At 43.4% G+C, this 23,052-nt stretch carries 21 protein-coding genes; 7 read left to right on the top strand and 14 right to left on the bottom strand.

What is annotated here, in order from left to right; translation table 11 throughout:
• Window positions 1-2: 2 nt before the first annotated feature.
• From AC3E9V_RS05940 to AC3E9V_RS05915, 6 genes are all read right to left on the bottom strand, one after another.
• Window positions 3-848: a prephenate dehydrogenase gene (locus AC3E9V_RS05940; protein ID WP_488752272.1), complete on the bottom strand. Its 846-nt coding sequence runs from the start codon at window positions 846-848 to the stop codon at window positions 3-5.
• Window positions 849-900: 52 nt separating this feature from the next.
• Window positions 901-2,046, bottom strand: coding sequence for a pyridoxal phosphate-dependent aminotransferase (locus tag AC3E9V_RS05935; RefSeq protein WP_488752271.1), 1,146 nt, complete (start codon window positions 2,044-2,046; stop codon window positions 901-903).
• Window positions 2,047-2,142: 96 nt separating this feature from the next.
• Window positions 2,143-4,800: an ABC transporter permease gene (locus AC3E9V_RS05930; protein ID WP_488752270.1), complete on the bottom strand. Its 2,658-nt coding sequence runs from the start codon at window positions 4,798-4,800 to the stop codon at window positions 2,143-2,145.
• Window positions 4,797-5,132: a PadR family transcriptional regulator gene (locus AC3E9V_RS05925; protein ID WP_488752269.1), complete on the bottom strand. Its 336-nt coding sequence runs from the start codon at window positions 5,130-5,132 to the stop codon at window positions 4,797-4,799. Before AC3E9V_RS05925 ends, AC3E9V_RS05930 begins: the two co-directional genes overlap by 4 nt.
• Before the next feature lie 526 nt (window positions 5,133-5,658).
• A complete protein-coding gene (locus AC3E9V_RS05920; RefSeq protein WP_488752268.1) occupies window positions 5,659-5,811 on the bottom strand; it encodes a hypothetical protein in 153 nt (50 codons plus the stop codon).
• Window positions 5,808-6,119, bottom strand: coding sequence for a nucleotidyltransferase domain-containing protein (locus AC3E9V_RS05915; RefSeq protein WP_488752267.1), 312 nt, complete (start codon window positions 6,117-6,119; stop codon window positions 5,808-5,810). The genes AC3E9V_RS05920 and AC3E9V_RS05915 overlap by 4 nt, the downstream gene beginning before the upstream one ends.
• A gap of 193 nt (window positions 6,120-6,312) precedes the next feature.
• Here AC3E9V_RS05915 and AC3E9V_RS05910 point away from each other — a divergent pair, with 193 nt between their 5' ends.
• The 4 genes from AC3E9V_RS05910 (at window position 6,313) to AC3E9V_RS05895 (ending at window position 10,910) form a co-directional block, all read left to right on the top strand.
• Entirely contained in the window at window positions 6,313-7,731 is a 1,419-nt protein-coding gene (locus tag AC3E9V_RS05910; RefSeq protein WP_488752266.1) for an SLC13 family permease, read from the top strand.
• 83 nt (window positions 7,732-7,814) lie between these two features.
• Window positions 7,815-9,164 carry an ATP-binding protein gene (locus tag AC3E9V_RS05905; RefSeq protein ID WP_488752265.1) on the top strand — a complete coding sequence of 450 codons (1,350 nt, stop codon included), beginning with the start codon at window positions 7,815-7,817 and terminating at the stop codon, window positions 9,162-9,164.
• A gap of 2 nt (window positions 9,165-9,166) precedes the next feature.
• Window positions 9,167-9,649 (top strand): response regulator, encoded by a 483-nt coding sequence (locus tag AC3E9V_RS05900; RefSeq protein WP_488752264.1) that lies wholly within the window; start codon window positions 9,167-9,169, stop codon window positions 9,647-9,649.
• A 28-nt stretch (window positions 9,650-9,677) separates the two neighbouring features.
• Window positions 9,678-10,910 (top strand): porin, encoded by a 1,233-nt coding sequence (locus tag AC3E9V_RS05895; RefSeq protein WP_488752263.1) that lies wholly within the window; start codon window positions 9,678-9,680, stop codon window positions 10,908-10,910.
• Between the two features lie 58 nt (window positions 10,911-10,968).
• Here the strand turns inward: AC3E9V_RS05895 and AC3E9V_RS05890 are convergent, their stop codons facing one another.
• The gene (locus AC3E9V_RS05890) at window positions 10,969-11,943 is read right to left on the bottom strand and encodes a DUF4382 domain-containing protein (RefSeq protein WP_488752262.1); all 975 of its coding nucleotides are present in this window, start codon (window positions 11,941-11,943) and stop codon (window positions 10,969-10,971) included.
• 190 nt (window positions 11,944-12,133) lie between these two features.
• Window positions 12,134-12,355, bottom strand: coding sequence for a hypothetical protein (locus AC3E9V_RS05885; RefSeq protein ID WP_488752261.1), 222 nt, complete (start codon window positions 12,353-12,355; stop codon window positions 12,134-12,136).
• Window positions 12,356-12,691: 336 nt separating this feature from the next.
• On the opposite strand from AC3E9V_RS05885, the gene AC3E9V_RS05880 reads away from it, so the two are divergent.
• Together AC3E9V_RS05880 and AC3E9V_RS05875 are read left to right on the top strand one after the other, a co-directional pair.
• A complete protein-coding gene (locus AC3E9V_RS05880) occupies window positions 12,692-13,579 on the top strand; it encodes an ABC transporter ATP-binding protein (protein WP_488752260.1) in 888 nt (295 codons plus the stop codon).
• Between the two features lie 14 nt (window positions 13,580-13,593).
• Entirely contained in the window at window positions 13,594-17,214 is a 3,621-nt protein-coding gene (locus tag AC3E9V_RS05875; RefSeq protein ID WP_488752259.1) for a M1 family aminopeptidase, read from the top strand.
• Window positions 17,215-17,256: 42 nt separating this feature from the next.
• Here the strand turns inward: AC3E9V_RS05875 and AC3E9V_RS05870 are convergent, their stop codons facing one another.
• From AC3E9V_RS05870 to AC3E9V_RS05845, 6 genes are all read right to left on the bottom strand, one after another.
• A complete protein-coding gene (locus AC3E9V_RS05870; protein ID WP_488752258.1) occupies window positions 17,257-18,228 on the bottom strand; it encodes a HipA domain-containing protein in 972 nt (323 codons plus the stop codon).
• Window position 18,229: 1 nt separating this feature from the next.
• A complete protein-coding gene (locus AC3E9V_RS05865) occupies window positions 18,230-18,550 on the bottom strand; it encodes a HipA N-terminal domain-containing protein (protein ID WP_488752257.1) in 321 nt (106 codons plus the stop codon).
• On the bottom strand, window positions 18,537-18,755 hold the full coding sequence (locus AC3E9V_RS05860; protein WP_488752256.1) for a helix-turn-helix transcriptional regulator: 219 nt from the start codon (window positions 18,753-18,755) through the stop codon (window positions 18,537-18,539). Before AC3E9V_RS05860 ends, AC3E9V_RS05865 begins: the two co-directional genes overlap by 14 nt.
• A 153-nt stretch (window positions 18,756-18,908) precedes the next feature.
• Window positions 18,909-20,141 carry a type II toxin-antitoxin system HipA family toxin gene (locus AC3E9V_RS05855; protein ID WP_488752255.1) on the bottom strand — a complete coding sequence of 411 codons (1,233 nt, stop codon included), beginning with the start codon at window positions 20,139-20,141 and terminating at the stop codon, window positions 18,909-18,911.
• Entirely contained in the window at window positions 20,138-20,419 is a 282-nt protein-coding gene (locus AC3E9V_RS05850) for a helix-turn-helix domain-containing protein (protein WP_488752254.1), read from the bottom strand. Before AC3E9V_RS05850 ends, AC3E9V_RS05855 begins: the two co-directional genes overlap by 4 nt.
• Before the next feature lie 441 nt (window positions 20,420-20,860).
• Window positions 20,861-21,568, bottom strand: coding sequence for a DUF547 domain-containing protein (locus tag AC3E9V_RS05845; protein WP_488752253.1), 708 nt, complete (start codon window positions 21,566-21,568; stop codon window positions 20,861-20,863).
• A 148-nt stretch (window positions 21,569-21,716) separates the two neighbouring features.
• Here AC3E9V_RS05845 and AC3E9V_RS05840 point away from each other — a divergent pair, with 148 nt between their 5' ends.
• The gene (locus tag AC3E9V_RS05840) at window positions 21,717-23,051 is read left to right on the top strand and encodes an NAD(P)/FAD-dependent oxidoreductase (protein ID WP_488752252.1); all 1,335 of its coding nucleotides are present in this window, start codon (window positions 21,717-21,719) and stop codon (window positions 23,049-23,051) included.
• Window position 23,052: the final 1 nt, after the last annotated feature.

The raw sequence follows: 23,052 nt of genomic DNA, 5'->3' as shown, positions 1-23,052 counted from the left end.
TACTATTTGATCACTTTTTTGATCTTTCTCCCCTCCTCCAAAAACCTGGTCATCCCATCCCTATCATCTGCATCCAGAAGCCTTTTAAAAGCCTCTATCTGGTCAGAAAATTTCTCCACGGCCTCCTTTACCTTTTTCTTATTTTCAAAGAAGATGGGCACCCACATTTCCGGGGAGCTTTTAGCTAAACGAACCGTAGATTCAAAACCGGACCCGGCCAGCTCTAAAACAACGTCCCCGTCTTTCTCTTTCTCAAGGACTGCGTTGCTCAGCGCAAAGGAGGTCACATGGCTCAGGTGAGAAATGTAAGCCAGGTGAGTATCATGATCTTTGGAAATCATCTGTTCCAGATGCATGCCCAGCTCTTTACACACTTCCTGAAAGACATGAAGGAGTTCAGGGCTTGTTTGCTCCTCATCGCAAATGATCATCAGCTTATTTTCGAATAAAGTAGAAAATGCTGCCTCAGGTCCGGAGTACTCCGTACCGGCAATCGGATGGGCGGCTATGAACTGAGCGCGATTTGGATGATCCCTTACTATGTCACATATCTTCTCCTTGGTAGACCCAAAATCTATCACAGCCTGGTCTGGCCTAAGCTGGTCTAAAATGCCGGGAAGCATTTTGAAGATCGCGTCAACAGGGATAGATAAAATGATCCAGTCGGCCCATGCCACGCCTTCTTCCATGGTATTAAATTTCCGATCAATAATGCCAAGGTCCCGGGATCTATCCAGGTTAGTGGGGTTTCGGCTATATCCGCCAGCCTCTTCCAGCAAGCCTTTTTCTTTCATAGCCAGTGAAAATGAGCCACCAATTAAGCCCGTTCCGACAAATAAAATTTTCATAGCGTAAGTTTACCTAAAAGGGTATAGGTACGGAAAAAAACCTGTTATTTCTTTAACTACTTACTCGCTGATACACCTCCTCGAGCAGATCTTCGGAAGCACAGAGAGAAACCCGGATAAAAGATTTTCCGGCATCACCAAAAATAAATCCCGGGGTAATGAAAATATCCTTTTCCTGAAGCAGATTATCCGAAAAAGCCTCACCATGCTCATTTGGCGTTTTAGCCCAGACAAACATCCCTGCCTGGTCTTTGTGGTAAGTGCACCCCAGTGCATCGAGGATCCGATACACGATCTCTCTCCGTCGATGGTAAACTTCATTTAGTCGTACATACCAGTTATCATCCAGGCCCAACGCCTCAGCAGCTGCAAGCTGAATGGGTTTAAACATGCCTGAGTCCATATTGCTTTTGATCTGCAACACCGGATCTATCAGCTCCTTTTTTCCGAGCATCCATCCTACCCGCCAGCCGGCCATGTTAAAGGTTTTACTCAGGGAATTCAGCTCAATAGCCACATTCTCTGCCCCGGCAACCGAGAAAATACTTAACGGTTTTTCATTCAATAGAAAGCTGTAGGGATTGTCATGGCACAAAAGCAGGTTCTTTCGTCTGGCAAAATCCACAAACCGTTCAAAAAGCGCTTTAGAAACTTTAGACCCTGTAGGCATGTGGGGGTAGTTCAGCCACATCAGCCTGGTATTGGCAACATTGACCTTTTCTAAAAAGTCCCAGTCCGGCTCCCAGTTGTTCTCTTCCAAAAGCGGGTAATAGACGGGTTCTGCCTCCACCATTTTAGTAACCGACGTATAGGTTGGGTATCCCAAAGCAGGTACCAGCACGTGATCACCGGGATTGAGATAGGCCAGAGAGATATGGGTGATCCCTTCTTTGGAACCCATCAGTGGCAAAATACTCTGTTCATCCAGGTGAACTCCATATCGCTTTTGGTAGAACTCACCTATGGCATTTACCAGTTGTGGGAGGCCCTGGTAAGGTTGGTAACCATGATTCTCCTTACCCTTCGCTGCTGCACTTAATGCTTCCACAACGGAAGGATCCGGAACCTGGTCAGGGCTACCAATGCCCAGGTTAATAATCGGTTTTCCATCAGCCTGAAGCTGACGAATTTGCTTCAGCTTGGCCGAAAAATAGTATTCTTTTACCTGAGAAAGTCGATTGGCAGTGCGTATGCTCATGATCTTTGATTAATCCTGCTAATAGAATTAATCTCCGGGTTTTTTCCCAGTATGAAGGGATAAAGTTTAGCCAACCGCAAGCCGGGAAGCCTTTAATTATTCATCCCTCAGCATATCCGCAGGATTGGTTCGTGCAGCTTTAGAGGTCTGCCAGCCAATGGTCAAAAAGCCAATACCAAAAATCAGGATCACGCCGGAAAAAAGCTCTACAAATCCTATACTGGCCTTGTAAGCCACATCCGCCAGGATCATGTTCTCAAACAACAGATAGGTAACCGGGACGGCAATGGCTGAAGCTATTATGAGCATTACCACAAATCCTTTCGAAAGAATATAGATCAGGTTTTGTTCCGTTGCTCCGAGCACTTTTCTTATACTGATTTCCTTAAGACGCGTTTCCGTGGTAAAGACTGCCATACCCAAAAGCCCCATCGTAGCAATGGATATGGCCAGGAATGCAAGAAACCCGATCACTTTAAAGTAGGCCTTAAACTCAGAATACGCTTTTTCGATCTGATCATCGTAAAATTCAGCCTGAAAAGGATGAACAGGATCTATTTCCTTCCAGATAGCTTCCAGCTCCCCTATAAATTCCACCATATTGGGAGAAACCACCTGGAGGTTCAGGATATTTTGATGGTCCTTATCCATCTGCAAAAAAGCAAATGGCTCCAGCTCATTGGATATCTTCAGATGATGAAAATCCCTTACAACTCCTACAATTTCCAGCTTTTGCTTGCCATTATCTATGGTCAAAAACTCCCCGATTGCTTCTGAGGGCTCCATAAAGGCAAATCGTGTTAGCAGCTTTTCATTGATAATGATGAAGCCTGGCTTCTCCTCCCCTTTGATATCCCGAGGAAAAGGACCACCTGCTAAAAATTCAAATTCATGCAGGTCGAAGTACTTTTTATCTACATAATTGATATGGATATTGGCACTATCCAGCGGGTCTTTGTACTTGGCCTCCTCACCCCACACCTCTCCCGTACTTGGGATCATCGCAGACCGTGAGATATCCTGTACCTCCGGAAGCGTTGCATATTCCGCAGCTAAAATATCCGCGTCATTCCCTTTGAGTTTGATATTGAGGATGTTTTCCGTTTTAAACCCAAGATCAAAGTTCAGGGCGTACTTATACTGACGATAAGAAATGGTAGCTGCAATGATAAACCCGATCGACAAAGTAAACTGAAACACGATCAGGATCTTCTTCAAGCTTACTCCACCGAAAAGCCTAACTTTGGTAACATCTTTAAGCACTGAGATAGCCTTCAGCCTGGAGAGCAGCCAGGAAGGTAAAAATCCGGCGATAAGCCCTATCAGTACCGCAAAAGCCAGATAATACAGGAGATGGTCCCATTGAAATGCCATGGACACTGACTCCCCGGAATCCAAAAGCAGACTGATAAATTCTGGTTTGATGATAACAAACAAACCATAAGCCAGAATCATGGCAATAACAGAAATGATCACAGCTTCAAAAATAAATTGAGTAAACACCTGGGACCGGGCTGCACCTACCACTTTTCGGATGCCCACCTCCTTGGCTCGCCTCAGAGACCGCGCTACAGACAGGTTCGTATAATTAAAACATGCGGAAAGAATAACAATGAAGGTCAACCCGGCGAATATGTAAATAATCTCCCATTCCATAGAAGGACCGATCTGGTTAGATAAATCTCTGCCAGGCATGATGTCATTAATACTCTCCAGCTCATAGTTGATAGTAAAGCGGTCATACTTTGCACCTTCTTCCAGTGCGATCTGATCCAGGTGAGATTGCACCAGCTCAGGTCCTTGCCCTTCAGGAAGCAGCATATACACATAGTTCATCCATACACTGCTGTACTGATTAAAAAAAGTTGTTTCTTCCTCCAGGCCATTTGCATGCTTTTCCAATGTTTTGAAAGAGCCTAACACCTCAAACTGAATATGGGAATTATCGGGCGGATCCTTTACCACGCCGGTGATTTGCCCGTTGGTAAAGTTATAATAATCCTGTCCGAGAACCTCTACTGACTTCCCAATGGGATTTTCGTCTTTGAAAAGCTTTTTGGCTAAAGACTCTGTAATCACCAATGAATTAGGGGCGCTCAGTACTGTTTGTGGGTTTCCTGCGAGTAGTTCAAAAGAAAACACATCAAAAAAATGCTCTGAGGCCCACAAACCACGGGCACTAATAATGTTTTCACCATATTGGATATCCGGATTCATGTTCCTCCGCATCAGGACCAGCTTATCGATACCCGTGTAGTCCTGTTCCAGCTTCTTCCCGATGAAAATGGATGTGGATGCCAGATCAAATGGTTCTTCGCTTGTAACACCTTTGTAGTTGGTAAGTATTCTGTAAATACGATCTCTCTTCGCATGAAACGTATCATAGCTAAGCATCTCACTGATGTAGGTGATCATGAGGATACCCACAGACATGGATATGGCCAGGCCGATCACATTGATAGATGAAAAGAGTTTGTTCCTGGCAATACTTCTGACGGAGGTCTTGAAGTAGTTTCCAAACATGGTTAAAAAAGTCATGCGTCCTAATAGTTTTGGTTTTCGAATGGTATAAAGCCGGCAGAATTTGATGACGTCAGCGAAGAAGATCCAATTCGCTTTGGATCTCCCTTTCTTCAGGTTTCGATCATAATATTCATGGAGATCGCCCTGAAGGTCTTCCAGAAGTTCAGGCCTGCAATACCACTCAATGATCCGGTCCATCCACCGGGGCGGTGATTTTTGAGACCTGTTCATGAGACACCTTTAAATACAATATCCGGGATGGTACTCCACAATTGGTCCCGTTGCTCTTTCGCACGCAACAAGGCGACTTTTCCTGCATGTGAAATCTGAAAAAAACGCTTCCTTCTACCCCCGCGCTCCCGGGTTGGCTTACCCAGCTCGGAAGTGATGTAGCCCTTGTCTTCAAGTCTTTTGAGCACAGCATGTACCACCCCAAGCTTCGTGGACCGGCCAGTCACCTTTTCGATCTCATCTACAATATTTACACTATAGGCTTCGTCCATCAGCGAGGCGATTGTGAGCAGTACTACTTCTTCAAACTCACCAATATTTGTTCCCTTCATGAATGGTAAAAATTATTACTTCACTAAATGTATGAAAAATAATACGAAGCTCAAATAAGAAAGGTTTTATTTTTTCATGTTTTGTATGAAAAACACATTGCTAAGCTTCCCGCCGATTCCAAACCTTCGGAACGCTGATCCCGCGGAAATTATTTGTATTGAAAAGGAATTTGATTTTTCTGACTTGATCCGACAAATCCTCCGGAAGTTTTAGGAGTGATTCAAAAAATACCCCGTCGAGGAAGACGGGGTACTATAGTTACAAAATTGAAAATCAACGTTAACCTAATTCATTATGACTTAACAACTTTGTAATACCTATAAGACTACTTAAAACAACTTTACCCTAATCGGGCAAAGCCTTTTGATTTAACCAACCTTGTATTTAGTTACGTAAAACTAAGAAGCCAGTTACTTGAATTGTACAATTCCGTGATTTTTTCTTGTGGACGGTAGGATTTCCTTTTTAAATGATAATATTGGGGTTTAAAGATTGCTCAGACCAACCGGAGCCCCCGCCAAAAAATCAATCATTTACTGCATAAAAGGCAGCATAGTACAGGCGATTCAGAGAAGAGTTCCAAAAATTATTATCCGCAAGTACTTTGGCAGCTTCATACGTTTGGTATGCAGACTCCATTCGATAGACCACATAATCTATCCGTTCCTTTTCTGTCATAATGCAACTCCTTCTCTGGTTACGTTCTCATAAAATGGTGTGATTTTTTGTTTCGAGTTCCATTCCTCAAGAGAAAAAACAAAAACTGAAAAAGATTCTCCTGTTTCAAGGTCATAGAGGTGATCCCTGAATTTATCCTCAATATCCAGGTCTACCTTATAGTCCACCAGGATTAAGATATCCCAATCAGAATCCGGTCTTTCATCTCCTCTTGCCCGCGATCCGTATAAGATGAGTTGAGCTTTAGGATCAATATCTGTAGCTCTTTTCCGAATAAGTTCTGCTATTTCTTTTGTCCTGCCTTTCATTACGATCTAAACTATATATAAAAGTACCACTCCGTAGATAAACGAGCAAAAAACTACACCCTATCATTTACAATACCTGTGCTCGATATTCAAAGTTTTACCAGATGACATATATCATCTCCACGGTTCTTATTTGACATAATAAGTACTATTACACACCTCTAACTTGCATCTGTCAATTCACTCAAGAACTATGTGGTCCAAGTACTTAAAACTCTTCATTTCAGTAGCAATTCCGCTTGTCATTCTGCTTTTACCAACTTCTGCTATTGGTATAGAAGGACTTACTATTGTCGAGCAACGGGTTATTGCGATTTTCTTCCTGGCAGCGTTGTTCTGGATCCTGGAGCCTATTCCGATCTATGCTACCTCCCTGCTGATCATTTTTCTGGAGCTGATCATGATCTCAACTAAAGGGTTAAAATTTTTGGTCAGCTCTGAGGATACTTCAGGTTTAGGACCTTTGATTGATTACAGAGAGATCCTTTACACCTTCGCCTCACCTATCATCATTCTTTTTCTGGGAGGGTTCTTCCTGGCGATGGCAGCCACCAAATACCGGTTGGATCAAAACCTGGCCAAGGTACTGCTCAAGCCTTTTGGTGAAAAACCCAAATGGGTCCTGATGGGCGTAATGATCATTACTGCTGTATTTTCCATGTTTATGAGTAATACTGCTACCACAGCCATGATGTTATCGATCTTAGCGCCCGTCCTGGCGGTATTCCTTCCCGGAGACCGGGGAAGGATGGCCTTTGTTTTGGCTATCCCCTTTGCAGCAAATGTAGGAGGCATCGGTACCCCCATCGGCACACCTCCTAACGCTGTAGCACTAAAATACCTGACCGGCAGTGATTACATCTCCTTTGGGCAGTGGATGAGTATGGCTCTACCATATGTCATTGTATTGCTCATTATCACCTGGTTGTTGCTGGTAGCCATTTACCCTATTAAAACTGAAAAGATTAAACTTTCCATTCAGGGAAGCTGGTTGAGAAACCGAAAAGCATACATCGTTTATGGCACATTTGCACTGACCATCCTACTTTGGTTAACAGACTTTGTTCATGGCATGAACTCATATGTAGTAGCCATGGTACCAGTTGCTGTATTTTCCGCTTTTGACATCATCAATAAAAATGACCTGAAAAACATCAGCTGGGATGTGCTTTGGCTCGTTTCAGGAGGTATAGCGTTGGGACTGGCGCTTGAATCATCCGGTTTAGCCCAGAGAATAGTCAGCATCATCCCATTTAATACATTCTCCCCGCTGGTCATCATCCTTTTGGTAACAGTAGTGGCTATGCTTATGGCCAATTTCATGTCCAATACTGCTACCGCTAACCTATTGCTACCGCTGGTTGCGGCGATGGGTGTTTCGCTTTCCAGCCTGGATTCTTTTGGTGGTAATCAAATGATCATCATAGCCGTGACCATCTCCTGCTCCATGGGAATGGCTCTGCCTATCAGCACGCCTCCAAATGCGTTGGCTTTCGCTACCGGAGCTATTGAGTCCCGGGACATGGCTAAACCTGGTGTTGTGATTGCACTGATCGGCTTAGTGCTTAACTATGCTTTGATGTATCTTTTAAACCTGGTTGGATTTTTCTAATCGGCATGGCCGAAGCAACTTTAGGATACCAATCAGCATGATTGAAGTTTGTACCAAATGTCAAATTTTGAGTCTTTAAACAAATGAAAGAGCGAGTCAGTTTTCGATGGGTTAAAGAGCGGTTTTTCTCCGATGAGCGCAAAATGAAAAAGCTGAAAAAAGGAGAAATTCTGCTAGAGCATGGCCAGAAAAACCAAAGACTCTACCTGGTCATTAAAGGGAAACTGCTGGGCTACCTGGTGGATTCCGGCCTGGAGTCCTATCCCATTTTTGAAGCTACACCTGATAAATTCATAGGCGTATACAGCTACTTCTCGGATGATAACCTGGTCTACTCACGGGTAATAGCCGACGAGGATTCCCTAGTTTGCTATTATGACAAGGCACTACAGGATCACTCCCTGGAAGAGTGGACCAAGCTGGGTCCTTTTTTGATCTCCGTGGTAGTAAATGAACTCTACTCACGCCAACACTTTGCCAGGAAAATGGCCCTGGAAAAATACAATGACGTACAGCGACTACTCAAAGCCGAGAAAATGGCTACTCTCGGACAGATGGCAGCCGGTTTGGCTCATGAGTTAAACAACTCAATTGGGGTGATCGATGGCGGTATGGACCATATCAAAACGTTTTTTACCTCCTGGACTGAGCGTAGAAATGGGGCCAATTTTATTGAGTTTTTCAATCTGGGTTATGAAAAAGGGCAGCAACTTTCCAGCGAAGAAGCCCGCCAAAAACGAAAAGATTATGAGAAAATCAAGGGGCTAAATAATACGCAGATCAAGCGGCTGGCCAAAACGGGGATTGACCCAAAACTCATTGAAAAACACCTCAAAAAAGACCCGGCCCTTGTTGAGGATATCTTCCGGTGCTGGGAGGCCGGGTGCACCATTCACGACATGCGAATTGCTGCGAAGCATTCTGCACATGTGGTCAGATCTGTCAGGCAGCTAGGGGTAACCGAACATTCCTGGTCCGAAAACATCAGCGTGAATGATTCCATCAAAGAAGCATTGGTTATCCTGAAAAACCTCACGAAAAGGGTAAAAACAAGCTTTTATTTTGATGACAGCCAGCCACTGACATCAGGATGTCCGGGTCAGCTCATCCAGGTTTGGATCAATATCATCAAAAACGGGATAGAAAGTATGGTATCAGCAAATACCCCCGAAGCCGAACTACGGGTCACTTCGGATCATACATCAAAATACATTCGGGTAAGCGTCGCTGATAATGGACCCGGAATCCCTCAGGACATAATGGATAAGATCTTTCAGCCAAGCTTTACCACCAAAGTGGGTGGTTTATCTTTTGGGCTGGGCTTAGGTCTGTCGATTGCTCAACGTATCATCACCGAACATGACGGACAGATCGATGTAACCAGCAAGCCCGGAGAAACAACATTTACCGTCAAAATACCAATAATCAATTAATCATGGATAAGCTATATATCATATGCGTAGATGATCAGCGAGAGGTGTTAAGTACCCTTTCAGAAGATCTCCAGCTCTTTGAATCTTCCCTCATGATCGAGGAGTGTGAATCCGTAAAAGAGGCCTGGGAAGTCATAGAGTCAATAGATAAAGAAGGTGATCATCTGGCGCTGGTCATTACCGACCAGGTCATGCCAGAAAACACCGGGGTGGATCTCCTTAAAAAGCTGAGTGAGGACCCACGATTTGAAAACACCAGAAAGGTACTTCTGACAGGACTTGCCACTCATCAGGATACCATAGCGGCCATCAATCAGGCCCAGCTGGATCACTACATCGAAAAACCCTGGAAAAAAGAAGATCTCCACCAGACCATCAGGGTTTTGCTTACTAATTATTTGCTCGACCTGGGAATTGATTATCAGGAATACATGCCTGTGCTGGATCAGAAAACCCTTTTCAAACGACTCAGGAAAACCACTTAGGCGATCAGTACATAAAATGAAAATAATTATGCGCTTAAAGTACTTTTTACCTTCCCTTATCTTCGGCTTTTTATGGGTTCAGGATGCGCAATCCCAATCGGAAAAACCTTATGAGATCTATGGCGGTCTCCAGACCTGGATGCGATACTCGGAACTTAATCCCGGCTCTACAGTAGGGCCAGATGAGTATAATGAAACCTTTGACATCAGCGTAAGAAGGTATCGGATCGGTATCAAAGGTCAGCCATACGAACGTATAAGCTATACCTTGCAAATAGGAAATAATAACCTCAGCCGGTATCAAAAAGATCAACCTCCGAAAGTACTGGACGCTTATGTCAGTTATCATTTCTCCGAAAAACTGATCCTCACGGGAGGAAAACATGCCTGGACCGGCCTGTCCCGCTACGCTACTCCCTCCACCTTTAGTGCTATGGGGGCGGATATTAACTATTCGGCCACACCTATGCTCAACGCTCACGACGACTTTTTCCGACGGTTGGCCATAGCCTTGAGAGGGAGCCTGCAAAAACTGGATTACCGATTGGTGCTTTCCAAACCATTTGTTTATACCTCCCAGCCGCTTTCCGAACAGGCTAAACTGACCGATAACACTACAGCCTTAAATTTTAGCGGATACTTTAAGTATCAGTTTTTTGAAAAAGAATCCCTTAGTTCTGCCTGGAGTACAGCAACCTATTTAGGCGAAAAAGATATTCTTAATATTGGGTTTGGCTGGACCCACCAGAATGCTGCCACACAATCATTATCAAACGGAGATACGGTTGATCATCCTATGCGCTCATTTGCAGCTGATCTCTTTTATGAAAAACCCAATGGAGAAAATGTCTGGACTGCTTATCTGGCTTATCTGAACCACGACCTGGGACCTGAATTTATCCGGTATATTGGCGCCAACAATCCGGCAAGTGGTGAAATAAACCGACTGACACTCAATGGCCGCGGTAATAGCTTTCCGGAAGCCGGCACAGGACAGATATTTTTAGTTCAGATCGGCTTTTTAAGAAAATTCGAAAATCATGGAATTCAACCCAATTTTTTGATAGAAGCCGCAGAGTTTGAAGCATTGGAAGACCGGATGATCCTGTACGAAGGTGGAATTAACTACCTTCTGGATGGGCATAACTCCAAGCTATCCCTGACTTATCAGAACCGGCCGGTTTTTGTGGATGATGGTGAGGGCGCATTTGAGGATGACCGAAAGGCCATGGTAGTACTTCAGTATCAGATTCGGTTTTAAAAAAGAAAGGCCCGCTCTCAACGAGGCGGACCTTTCACGATAAGCTAAATCGAAAATTTTATTGCATACCTATTATTACGCTGATGTTTGTGCTTGACTCAGCACTTACGCCTATCCCACTGAGTATGGCGCTTAAAGCCGCATCTACACTGAGTCTGGCATCAACAGAAGACTGAAAATAAAAAGGGTCTTCTTCAGGAGCATCTTTGGATTTCTCATAGTTACAAACCACGATATCATATTCAGATGCCTCCATGAAAGCCAGGGTAAAAGTCCCATCTTCAGCTACTATAGCACTATTGATAGAGCTTTCAAACCTGCCTTCAGGCCCGTCACCATCATTGTCAGTTTCTTCTGAACTACTGAAAGTCCCCTTCTGATAGGCGAAGACAACAAGCTTGCCTTCCACATTACGACTTTCCATATCTGTCTTCAACTCCTCATAATTTTCAACAGTACCTTCAATAGTCCCTGTGGAACCTGCCGCCACGAGACGAGCAGTAGACCTCAGCATAAACTCCCCTTCTGTAGAAGTCTCCTTAAAAGCCTTCCTCAGGTCGATATCTGCTACCAGGTCAGTCTGAGCATTTTCTTCAATCTCAAAATCCCCAACTACCTGGTATTCAGTTTCTCCTTCTATATCAAGATCGGCTTCCGTACCATCTTCATATGTGATATATCCGGGTGCACTTTCATCCAGTATCAGAGAAATAGAGGAGTATGAACCTGCGTTCAGGTCTATCGACCCAATATCAAACACCTCTCCGTTTTGATAGGCCATTATATTAAACTCCTGTGTTGCATCGAACATCACAGAAGCATCGTTTGCATCATCTGTGCCATCGGCGGCTATTCCTTTTACCGTAAGATATACTCCGGTAACATTTTCAGCTGCAATAGCTGCATCAGTTGCTGAAACATTGGCGGTACCTTGTTGATCAGGACCGTTCACATCGTCATCAGAATTACATGATGAAATGATGAATGCTAACACACTTACCAGGGCTAGTAAATTTAATCTTGTCCTTTTCATAATTTGATAATTTTTAGTTTGACCAGAGATGTTTCAAGTACGGTGCCAATAAATCATAAAAATGACAAGCATTTGATACTCAGCTAATTAAAAATAGTATTTTTTAAATTTAAAATATGATTTTACTCATATTGAGAATACGATTCTTATTTTGAGAAGCTGTTATAGAAAAGTGAAAACCCGAAATCTATCAAGGATGTAACCACGATTTTCTGTAGAACTTTCGTAGAAGTATTATTCCTACTAAAAAAGCAAACAGCGGAACTGTATAGTACCCCAGGAGATAACCCACATTGTATAAAATGGACCTGCTACTATCTAAAACAGGAAATTGTAGGCTATAGGTTTTATCGAAAGATCGGTAGATCAGAAAAAACCCGGCAAAAACGAAAATGTTGTTTAATGCTTTCATCAGATCAGTTTAGCGTATCGTAAATCCCATCAAGGATTCCTCCTGGATTTACAATTAGCATTACAACTAAAATAACCAGAAAAGCCGCTGCGATGATTTTCAGCAAAAGAGAAAATTTTTTAGACATGTGATAAAGGCGTTGTTTGTGGAAACTTAAGAAGTTCTTTCAATTAATTCAAATTGCATGTGATATTGTTACTTTTCTCATTCCAAACCGTCTTCCAACCAGATATGTAAAACCTCTTTTCAAATCCAAAAATTATTTCTAAATCACAAAATGTAAGTTTTTGGTCATTTACATCAACTAATCACCCAACAGAATCTCAAATTTCACTTATGAACCTAACGATTGAAAACCTTTCCAAGACCTACCCGAATGGGGTACAGGCACTCAAAGATGTTTCATTAGACATTCCTGTCGGTATGTTCGGATTGCTGGGACCTAATGGTGCTGGTAAATCTTCACTTATGCGAACAATTGCTACGTTACAGGAACCGGACAGTGGCAAGATTACTCTGGGGGATATTGACGTACTCCGGCAAAAAGAAGAAGTAAGGAAAGTGCTGGGCTACCTGCCCCAGGAATTTGGCGTATATCCTAAAGTTTCAGCAGAGGATCTACTCGACCATATCGCCGTTTTAAAAGGTATCACCAAGAGCAAAGAGCGAAAACAGCTCGTGAAAGCCCTGCTTCATAAAACCAACCTCTGGCAACACCGCAAAAAGAGTTTAGGAGGCTACTCCGGAGGGATGAAGCAACGCTTTGGGATAGCCCAGGCGCTCATTTCCGACCCAAAACTGATCATAGTGGATGAGCCAACCGCCGGACTGGACCCTGCCGAGAGAAACCGGTTCTTAAACCTGTTAAGCGAAATAGGTGAAAATACGGTTGTAATCCTTTCTACTCACATCGTGGATGATGTGAAAGAGCTCTGTACCAAAATGGCCATTATCAATCAGGGTGAGCTTTTGCTGACAGGAAATCCACTTGAGACAATCAAAGAGATCGAAGGAAAGATCTGGAGCAAAACCATCGAAAAGGAAGAACTTGAGCAATACAAAGAGCAGTATAATGTGATCTCTGAGCGGCTTATAGCTGGCAAACCGGAAATTCACGTATTTAGCGACCAGAAACCGGACGGATTCCACCCCGAACCAGCCGACCTGGAAGATGTCTACTTCTCTAAAATCAATGAAACCAAAACGGCTGAAGTAGCCGCCTAAACCAAAGAATCGCTATGCTAGAGTTTATAAAATTTGAATTAAACTATCGTTTCAGCCGACCAGTTACCTACATCTATTTTATACTGATCCTGGTGATCTCTTTCCTGGCTACCTCCACTGATATTGTCCGCGCAGGAGGAAGTGGCGGCAAAGTCATGGAAAATGCCCCGGTGGTCCTGACGGCTCTTATGCTGGCCATCATGTGGCTGGACCTGTTTATCACTTCAGCAGTGATGGGAGTACCTGTGCTCAGAGATTTTGAGCACAAAACCAGCTCCATGATCTTCACCACGCCCACCAGCAAACTGAGCTACCTGGGTGGAAAATATATTGGCTCCTTTTTTACCATCCTGTTTATTTCCTCCGGGATCATACTGGGCTGTATGCTTGGTCAGGCACTGCAGTGGCCATGGCAGGATAATGCAGACCGGCTCATGGAATTCAACTTCATGCATTACTGGAACCCATTTCTGGTTTTCATCCTGCCCAACCTTTTCATCTTTAGCTCCATCTTTTTTATGGGTGGTACACTGGGCAAGCGTATGGTTGTGGTCTATGCTCAGGCAATCGTTCTTTTTATGGGCTACCTGGTAGCCAGCTCCTTTTTATCCGAGCTTGACAATCGCTTTGTGGCTTCCCTGATGGACCCCTTTGGTTTCGGAGCTTTGGAAGTAACTACCCAATACTGGACTGTGGCCGAACAAAATTCCCTGCTGATGCCCTTTTCCGGGATTATTCTTTATAACCGGCTGATCTGGATGGGGGTAGGTGTACTTTGCCTGCTTTTTGTTTATTTCAAGTTTAGCTTCTCGCAGGCAGGTAAAGCCAGTAAAAAAACCCGGAAAAAAGCAATCAAAAGTATCCGGGAAATTGCACAGGAGAAAATTGCAGTACCTGTAGTCAATCAGTTCTTTGGTCTTTCTGCTCAGATCACACAGATCCGTAGCCTCTCATGGTTCTACTTCAAATGGATCATCAAGCAGGTTCCATTCCTGTTTATTGCTTTAGCGGGGGTTATCTTCATTTTCATCATTGCTTTTGTATCCGGTACCGGCAGCTATGACATAGAAGTCTACATGACCAGCAGCCGGGCAGTATCCATGATCGGTGCATTTAACCTGTTTTTCATCATTATCACTGTTTTCTATACCGGTGAGGTAGTCTGGAAGGAGCGGGATGTCAAGATGAACCTGATTTATGACGCGCTCCCCTATCCAAACTTTGTAAGCCTGGCCAGTAAATTTATTGGAATGGTGCTCATGAGTGTTTTCATCTTGCTTGTGCTCATGGTTTGTGGAATATTCATTCAGATCCTCAAAGGATATCCGGTCATCGAATGGCACATCTATTTTACTGAGCTATTTATGGATACCCTTTCCGTAATGGTCTTGTATGTTATTCTCGGGCTGTTTATCCAGGCCATTGTCAATCATAAATTTGTTGGCTTTGGGCTGATGTTCCTGTTTTATATTTCCCTGGGAGTCATAAATGAATTGGGTGTGGAACATTCCATGTTCTATTTCGCCAGAGCATCCCTTGGGCAGTATTCCGAAATGAATCAGTACGGACACTTCGTGCCCCCATTCTCCTGGTTTAATGTGTATTGGTTTGGGCTTGCTGCTGTTATGTATGGTATAGCTATTCTATTCACCATTCGCGGACTGGATTCAGGCTTTTTGGTTCGTTTGAAGCTTGGCAGAATGCGTCTCAACCCTCAGGCCCTATTTACGATCATCGGTGCTTTGCTGGTCTTTGCAGGAAGTGGAGCTTTTATTTATTACAATACCAACGTGCTGAATGAATACCAAAACTCAGACGAAACGAACAAACAGCGTGCAGCATACGAGCGGACGCTGAAGCAATATGAATTCATTCCTCAGCCAAAGATCATTGATACGTATGTTGAGGTGGACCTATATCCCGGAGACAGGGATTTTAAGGCCGGTGGATATTACATCCTTAAAAATAAGAGCCAGGACACCATTTCAGACATTCATATTCAAAAGTCTGTGGATCCGCAAATTGAAACATCGTTAGAGTTTGGAAAGGTCTTTTCAGAAAAAGAAGCCTTTGATGATTTCAATTATGTGATCTACACCCTTGATGAACCATTAACTCCTGGTGATTCCATCAAAATGAGTTTTGACGTGTCCTTCAAAACCGTGGGATTCAGGGAAAGTGACTCCAATACAGATGTGATCTACAATGGCACGTTTTTTAACAACACACAGTACTTCCCCGGTATTGGCTACAGCGAAGGTTTTGAGTTAAGTAGTGATGATGATCGTAAGGAGCAGGACCTGGAAGTAGAAGAGCGCATGCTGGACCGGAATGACCCACGAGGTATTGCTCAAAGCCTATTCGGTGACGATGCGGACAAGATCAGCTTTGAGGTAGTCATCAGCACTGATAGCAGCCAGATTGCTATTGCTCCGGGTTATCTGCAGGATAAGTGGTTGGAAGGTGACCGGGTATACTACCATTACAAGATGGATACTCCCATGGTCAACTTTTACTCCATTGTGTCTGCTGATTATGAAGTGATTCAGGATACCTGGACACCTCCTGTGGATACGCTACCTGAGGTGAATCTGGAGATATACTATCACAAAGGCCACAACTACAACACTGATCGGATGATGAAGGGGATGAAGGAAGCTTTGACCTACTATACCAAAAACTTCAGCCCTTACCAGTTCAGGCAGTTGAGAATTATGGAGTTTCCACGGTATCGCTCATTCGCACAGTCCTTTGCCAATACCGTTCCTTTCTCTGAAGGCATTGGGTTTATTCAAAACATCAAAACCAATAATGTGGATCTGCCATTTTATGTCACAGCTCATGAAGTGGCACACCAGTGGTGGGGACACCAGGTCACTGAAGCGGGTGTAAAGGGTAATGCCATGCTTTCCGAAACACTTTCACAATATTCGGCATTGATGGTGATGAAGAGAAACTTCCCTCCTGAGATTATCAAGGAATTTTTGAAATACGAGCTAAACTCTTACCTCTTTGGAAGGACGTTTGAACAGAAGAAAGAAATGCCTCTAGAGCTGGTAGAAAGCCAGGGATATATCCATTACCGTAAAGGATCTCTGGTAATGTACGCCCTGCAGGATTACATTGGTGAGGATAGCGTAAATGCCGCTCTGAAGCGATTTGTAAGAGACTGGGGCTTTAGAGAGGCCCCTTATCCAACCTCAGCTGACCTGATCAGGTATTATCGTGAGGTTACTCCTGACAGTCTTCAATACATCATCACGGATATGTTTGAAACGATCACTTTGTTTGAAAACAAAACCACAGAAGCTGATTATGAACAGTTGAGTGAGGATCAGTACAAAGTGAACCTTACGGTAAATAGTATTAAATATCGTGCTGACAGCTTGGGTAATGAGGAAGCTATAGCCCTGAAAGACTGGATTGATATCGGGGTATTTACAGAAGGAAGTGATGGAAAAGACAGCCTGATCTACCTGCAAAAACATAAGATCACTGAGGAAGAAACTCAGTTGGAGATCATGGTAGAAACAAAACCAACTAAAGCTGGCATAGACCCGATCAACAAGCTGATCGACCGAAATCCTAAAGATAATGTGAAGGAGCTGGAAGAGAAAGATGAAGAATCGGTTTGATAGAAAATCGGATCGGATGGTCGCTGACCATTCGATCCGATCTTATGTGTAGAGCTGGTTAAACTTCTGATCTACCATTTCTAAATAAGTTTCTTTTAAATCCCCGGGAAGAAAGCTCGATTCGATCTTTTCAGGCCATTTTTTCCTGACTTTCAAGAATCTGGTAAAAATATTGGAAATTGTTTTGGGGTCTATTCGGGCTCTGCTCATAGCCATTTCAAAATCGGCTCTTGAAAGCTTCTTTTTCTTTCCATTTAAAGTCAATGCCAGCTCCTCATCATCTCCTTCTACCACAAGCCCGGAGGCTACCAGGTCATAAGCCGGGCACAAGTTGTAATGGAGTGCCTTATCTTTCAATAACGAGAAATTCTTCAAATGCATATCGTTATTGCTTGTTAAAAAACTGAACAAAACCTGTTCATAGAAATTGATCACATCCAGCCCGGGATTGGCAGAATACCTCAAAATGGCTTTGGCAATTTGCTCATAAGACCCCTGATACTTATGCTCTGTCAGTCGCTCTGTCAGCTGGCACATATCCTCCATATGAAACTTCCTTTTACGTACGCGATCCACTCTCCTGGTTATATAAGCCAGCTGGCCAGACTTCAGGTAAATCAGCGCATGATCTACTGTTTTGATCCGGGAGATCTGAGCTAAGTGCATTGTCAAGTCCTCTAACTCCGGAAGATTCTTATAATGCTGAGTTTGTGGTTTGAGGATAAATTCACCCCACAACCCTACTAAGGTGAATCTTTGAGGGGCATCCTTTCTTTCTGCTTTATCCAGGTTTAGTAACAGCTTAGGCTGAACTCCAGTTACGGTTTTATGGCTTTTAACAATCCTTTCTGCCAGCGAAAGCAAATCTGCTTGCGAATATGGAAGCTCCGGAGGTATTGGTTTACCAAAAAACTTTTTACTGCATCCCGGATGATACCCTGATTTTCCGGCCGGACTATTAAAATCAGCTTCATTGAGCTCTTTATAACAATACAGACACTTATTTACGGCCATCTCATTCATTGATTGGATGGATAGAAACTGCCCCTATACAGTCCAGGCAGGTGGCTAGCAATAAGCTCATCCGATCACGAGTGTTGATCTTCCAGTTGCGTTCAGCAATGTCCAGGAGCCATCCTTCCGGAATCAAACCGTCAAAAAAAGGGAACATTACTGTACTCCGATAAACCTCATCACTAAGCGGTAAGGTTAAACTCACCGGTTCACAAACAGACATTCTAAGGTATTCAGGCCGATAGCTGAACTCATAGCCATCAACACTTTCTATCAATGTCCCAGCCCATTGATCATGCATGTAAACTTTAGCCTTTTTCATTGATTAGCTCATTTCGATCCAAAGCTATCGGTCCCAGTTCGTACCCAAATAATCGCAATACCTGATTGACTTTATTCATCTGTAGTGTGGGCTTATCCCGCTCTAACTCACGAACAAATCGCAGCCCTACACCAGCTTTAAATGATAGCTCTTCCTGGGTCAACCCAAGCCATTTCCGTTTTTCTTTAACAAATTGACCTAGCATATTCTAATTATACCTCTTCGGGTACAAAAATAATAAATTCCAGTAAAAATATACCTTTTCGGGTATAAAAACATGGCAATTGAGGTAAAATAGTCCTGAACGGGTATAACAAACCTTTCGAGATAGTAAAAAGTACCCGTTCGGGTATAAATTCTAATTGATTTTAGCCAGTTCCTTTTGAATGATCTGTTGTGACTGTCTGCTTACTCCAGCTTCACCAGCAAAGTATTTCCATCCGGAAATCACATCGCGTACCTCTTCAATTACCTTTCCGGCATCTTTTACCTGAAATTTCTCTGCAAGCTTCCTGAGGTCTGCTTCTCCCGGGTTTCTACCCTCTCCCATAACCATTGATGCGTGCTCTCTTCCCGGACCGTATGAAAACGTGAGATCATAAGCCGGAGCAAATGACCAGATACCTTCTTTATCCATCAGAAAGGAAAAATTTTTGCTGTGGTCATCCCTGTTATGAGCAAGGACATTGAAGACAGCTAAACGATACACTTTGGCCACTTCGTTCATATTTCTGGTAAGACTTAAAGTACATCTCAGGATACTTTCATAGTCTACGCTTGGTACCCGGTGATCGGCATGTAGCAAACCGGCCAATGTATGCATATGAACCCTCTCCGCACCATTGCGATCAAAACGCTTCACTCCAAAATAAGATTGACCATTTTGCTCAGTAAAAAGTCTTGTCTTTGGAATTTCGAGACCGGCTTCACTAGCCATCAGCGAATAGGCGTACTCAATAGCTCCGACATCTTTCATATCCGTTGAAGAGGGGAATTTTATCATCCATGCATCATATTTTTTGGGAAGATTACCCAGCCCGTGGATCAGATTTTCGGAGACGGGATCAAACCCAACCAGAATTTTGGGCCGGGCCCCGGCAGAGCTTCCTCCCAGTTGCAGTAGCTCGCTTAAAATCTTTGTAGGCTGCCCTTCAAGGACTTTATGTACTTCTTTCGAAATAGTGGTCAGGTCAATTCCTTTCTCTTCTTTGTCCTGATCGGAGTAATCAGGAAAATACATAAGCGCTCCCATAGCATGTTGGCCAACATGAGCCAGACGATCCAGCGGAGTAAGGCCCTGGTAGGCTACCCCCCTGGCTTGTACTGCTCTGTCCAGGAGCAACCGCCCCCAGCCATCCGGTAACGAATCATTGAAAACTCCGAAAAGACCTTCGAACACGCGATCTTCACAGGCTGTGACACCTTCTTTCAAAGGCAATTTGAAAGGCGATATTTCCAGACCTCTGTCCAAAAAGTCGGCATCATATTCAAATAATATCCGGCCCTGATGTAGCGCCAGCCTGCCAACGACAACATTTTCCCCACCCAGTCGAATAGATACATTTAGCAAATCCACAGGGTCCAGTCTCATGATTTCCCTGATTTTGAAGGTTTGAAAATATCATCCAAAGATTTGGGAAGGTCCTTGCTTTTAAACAGGTTTTCAAAATCATCTAAGCTATCCAGGACCAATCCCAGTTTCAGCAAAGATTCCAGGGAGATCTTGCCTGTGCGCTCAAACCGTTTCACACTTCCCAGTGATACGCCGGAACGTGTAGCCATTTCCTCCTGAGACAGTTTTCTTTGTTTTCTTCGCTTCCTTGCCCGCTGAGCAATCTCCTCCTGGACTTCTGTAGGTAATTTCAACATTAAAATAGATAATATATTAACCAAATATAGTAATATTTAGTCAAAATAGATAACATATTAACCATTATTATTAAATTTTCCGAAAGATTCCTTGTGATATGGAAAAGGGATCAAGCGAAAAACCTGGGGATTGCATTTTGGAAGTTAGGTTATGGTTCCCGCTGACTACGCTGATTTCCGCAGAATTTTTTTATTGGAAAGGGGACTCTACGCCGATTTGTGTCATCTCTCCCTTACATAGAGGAATACCTGTGGTAAAAGGGTTCTCCAGGAGTCCTTTGGAACTTCGGAGCGGGAGGTCTCTGGCTGCTATGATCTGGCATCCCATTTCCCAAGATCCTGGAAAAGGCGAAGCCCCGCTGATCCGGCGGGGCTTCTTTGATGGGATTTTTCAAACCTAACCTAACCTATTTATCAGTAACCCATCAAATTACTTCCAAATTACTTCTGATCATTGAGTGACCAGTCATATTCATAGTGATTGTAAGATCGCTTTTCATCTATTTTTTCAGCCCGGTATATATTTATATACGAAAGAACCGAACCATTTGATTTCTTAAAGTCATTTTTATACCACTCGAAAATCTGTGATATTTCTACCTTTTTATTATTAACCCGAATAAACCAATCTAAGTTCAAAACGGCTCGCGTTCTGTCACTTAACTGCCTTTCCAGCTCTTCAGGCTTATAACTAAAATTGGCAAGAGGCGGACAGCCTTTTGCTGCACAAACCAGCACAAAGTGCAACCTTGGGTCCGGAAATCGCTTATACAACACTTCCTTTTCTAACCGATCCAGAGTCATCTCCTCCCCCATCACTTTGTGAGAAATTTCATTAAAAAATCCCTCTACTTTGAGCGGACCATAAATAGGATAACGATCTACCACCTGCTTGATCACCAAAATATTGTAGGAGTTGATGTAAAACGCCTTAAGGTATTCGGGTGTCACTCGCCTGTTAGAAAGGTCCAGATTTGCAATTTCACTGACCAGGTCATTCAACGCACGTGGTTCCTTTTTGATCAAAGCGTAATCCACCAATCCATCAACTACATACCTGGAAAAAAACAGATCGGCTTTCTCAAAAATTGTTTGAGCACTTAACCCTGCGCTTATCAGAAAGAATATCAAAAATGTTAAACTTCTCATGCTATTATATCTTATCTTTTCTTCTACGAGTTAGTCTTTATTGGGTTCACTTAAGTGTCAATGCCTTGACATTGGTCCCTTTATCAAGACAACTTCAATAATCAGACCAGAATTAAGCACGTATTTTAGAGTGGTTTAAATAAATAGTATGAAGCACATCGTCATTTTAGGAAACGGGGTAGCCGGGATCACAGCAGCGAGGCATATCAGGAAGCTAAGTGACTATAAAATCACCGTAATTTCCGGAGAAACCGATCACTTTTTTTCCAGAACAGCTTTGATGTACATCTACATGGGCCACATGAAATATGAGCATACAAAGCCATATGAGGATAGTTTTTGGACGAAAAACAGGATTGACCTGATTAGAGCCTGGGTAAAAAGCATTGATTTTGATGGGAAAAAGCTAGGCCTGGATTCGGGAGAAACGGTGACATATGACAAGCTGATCTTGGCCACCGGCAGCAACTCAAACAAATTTGGCTGGCCAGGGCAGGACCTGGATGGTGTGCAGGGTCTGATCAGTTACCAGGACCTGGAACTCATGGAAAAAAACACCAAAAACATCGAGCGGGCAGTGATCATTGGTGGCGGATTGATCGGTGTAGAAATGGCCGAAATGTTACACTCCCGACATATCCCTGTTACCTACCTGATCCGGGAGGACCATTTCTGGGACAACATGCTCCCAAAAGAAGAAGCCAGTCTGATTGATAATCATCTACTCGAACATGGAATAGACCTAAGACAAAATACCGAGATATCTGAAATTCTGGATGATGGATCAGGAAGAGTAAAAGGAGTAAAGACCAAAGAAGGAGAAGTGATTGATTGTCAGTTCGTCGGACTTACTGTAGGCGTTCACCCTAACACCTCGCTGGTAAAAGATACTAAACTGGAAACAGACAAGGGAATCCTGGTGGATGAGTATTTAAAAACCAATATTCCCGATGTTTATGCTATAGGTGATTGTGCACAGATCAGAAATCCGCTGCCCCACCGCAGAGCCATTGAAGCAGTATGGTATGTAGGGCGGATGATGGGAGAAACGGTGGCCAGAACGATTACCGGAAGCCCAACAGCATACAAACCTGGTGTCTGGTTTAACTCCGCTAAATTCTTCGATATTGAATATCAAAACTACGGAGTGGTGCCCCCGGAGTGTCCGGAAGACTGCAGGGCATTTTATTGGGAGTGCGAGGATTGCAAAAAATGCTTAAAAATCATCTATGAAGCAACCAGTAAGTCCGTCAGGGGAGTAAATATATTTGGGATCCGTAATCGCCATGAAGTCTGGGATCGATGGATCAAAGAGGGTAAATCACTTTCTTATGTGATCGGACATTTACCTGAAGCCAATTTTGATCCGGAGTTTTTTACTCACTGGGAGGGCGAGATACAGGAAAAATACAATCACGAGCACCCGGAAAATGTAGTTGGTGTCAGGAAAAAATCTTTTTTAGAGAAATTAATAAGCAGCTAGC

It is taken from the genome of Marinoscillum sp. HNIBRBA16962 (assembly GCF_057801515.1).
Note: the sequence above shows the minus strand (reverse complement) of the source record. Positions and strands in the feature narration are given on the sequence as shown.

What these genes read in the sequence shown, in the direction of transcription:
- AC3E9V_RS05905 (WP_488752265.1), top strand. Translation starts at nt 7,815, where the DNA reads ATGAAAGAGCGAGTCAGTTTTCGATGGGTTAAAGAGCGGTTTTTCTCC.
- AC3E9V_RS05910 (WP_488752266.1), top strand. Translation starts at nt 6,313, where the DNA reads ATGTGGTCCAAGTACTTAAAACTCTTCATTTCAGTAGCAATTCCGCTT.
- AC3E9V_RS05930 (WP_488752270.1), bottom strand. Translation starts at nt 4,800, where the DNA reads ATGAACAGGTCTCAAAAATCACCGCCCCGGTGGATGGACCGGATCATT.
- AC3E9V_RS05850 (WP_488752254.1), bottom strand. Translation starts at nt 20,419, where the DNA reads ATGTTGAAATTACCTACAGAAGTCCAGGAGGAGATTGCTCAGCGGGCA.
- AC3E9V_RS05860 (WP_488752256.1), bottom strand. Translation starts at nt 18,755, where the DNA reads ATGCTAGGTCAATTTGTTAAAGAAAAACGGAAATGGCTTGGGTTGACC.
- AC3E9V_RS05895 (WP_488752263.1), top strand. Translation starts at nt 9,678, where the DNA reads ATGCGCTTAAAGTACTTTTTACCTTCCCTTATCTTCGGCTTTTTATGG.
- AC3E9V_RS05940 (WP_488752272.1), bottom strand. Translation starts at nt 848, where the DNA reads ATGAAAATTTTATTTGTCGGAACGGGCTTAATTGGTGGCTCATTTTCA.
- AC3E9V_RS05865 (WP_488752257.1), bottom strand. Translation starts at nt 18,550, where the DNA reads ATGAAAAAGGCTAAAGTTTACATGCATGATCAATGGGCTGGGACATTG.
- AC3E9V_RS05900 (WP_488752264.1), top strand. Translation starts at nt 9,167, where the DNA reads ATGGATAAGCTATATATCATATGCGTAGATGATCAGCGAGAGGTGTTA.
- AC3E9V_RS05935 (WP_488752271.1), bottom strand. Translation starts at nt 2,046, where the DNA reads ATGAGCATACGCACTGCCAATCGACTTTCTCAGGTAAAAGAATACTAT.
- AC3E9V_RS05885 (WP_488752261.1), bottom strand. Translation starts at nt 12,355, where the DNA reads ATGAAAGCATTAAACAACATTTTCGTTTTTGCCGGGTTTTTTCTGATC.
- AC3E9V_RS05890 (WP_488752262.1), bottom strand. Translation starts at nt 11,943, where the DNA reads ATGAAAAGGACAAGATTAAATTTACTAGCCCTGGTAAGTGTGTTAGCA.
- AC3E9V_RS05915 (WP_488752267.1), bottom strand. Translation starts at nt 6,119, where the DNA reads ATGAAAGGCAGGACAAAAGAAATAGCAGAACTTATTCGGAAAAGAGCT.
- AC3E9V_RS05840 (WP_488752252.1), top strand. Translation starts at nt 21,717, where the DNA reads ATGAAGCACATCGTCATTTTAGGAAACGGGGTAGCCGGGATCACAGCA.
- AC3E9V_RS05855 (WP_488752255.1), bottom strand. Translation starts at nt 20,141, where the DNA reads ATGAGACTGGACCCTGTGGATTTGCTAAATGTATCTATTCGACTGGGT.
- AC3E9V_RS05880 (WP_488752260.1), top strand. Translation starts at nt 12,692, where the DNA reads ATGAACCTAACGATTGAAAACCTTTCCAAGACCTACCCGAATGGGGTA.
- AC3E9V_RS05920 (WP_488752268.1), bottom strand. Translation starts at nt 5,811, where the DNA reads ATGACAGAAAAGGAACGGATAGATTATGTGGTCTATCGAATGGAGTCT.
- AC3E9V_RS05925 (WP_488752269.1), bottom strand. Translation starts at nt 5,132, where the DNA reads ATGAAGGGAACAAATATTGGTGAGTTTGAAGAAGTAGTACTGCTCACA.
- AC3E9V_RS05875 (WP_488752259.1), top strand. Translation starts at nt 13,594, where the DNA reads ATGCTAGAGTTTATAAAATTTGAATTAAACTATCGTTTCAGCCGACCA.
- AC3E9V_RS05845 (WP_488752253.1), bottom strand. Translation starts at nt 21,568, where the DNA reads ATGAGAAGTTTAACATTTTTGATATTCTTTCTGATAAGCGCAGGGTTA.
- AC3E9V_RS05870 (WP_488752258.1), bottom strand. Translation starts at nt 18,228, where the DNA reads ATGGCCGTAAATAAGTGTCTGTATTGTTATAAAGAGCTCAATGAAGCT.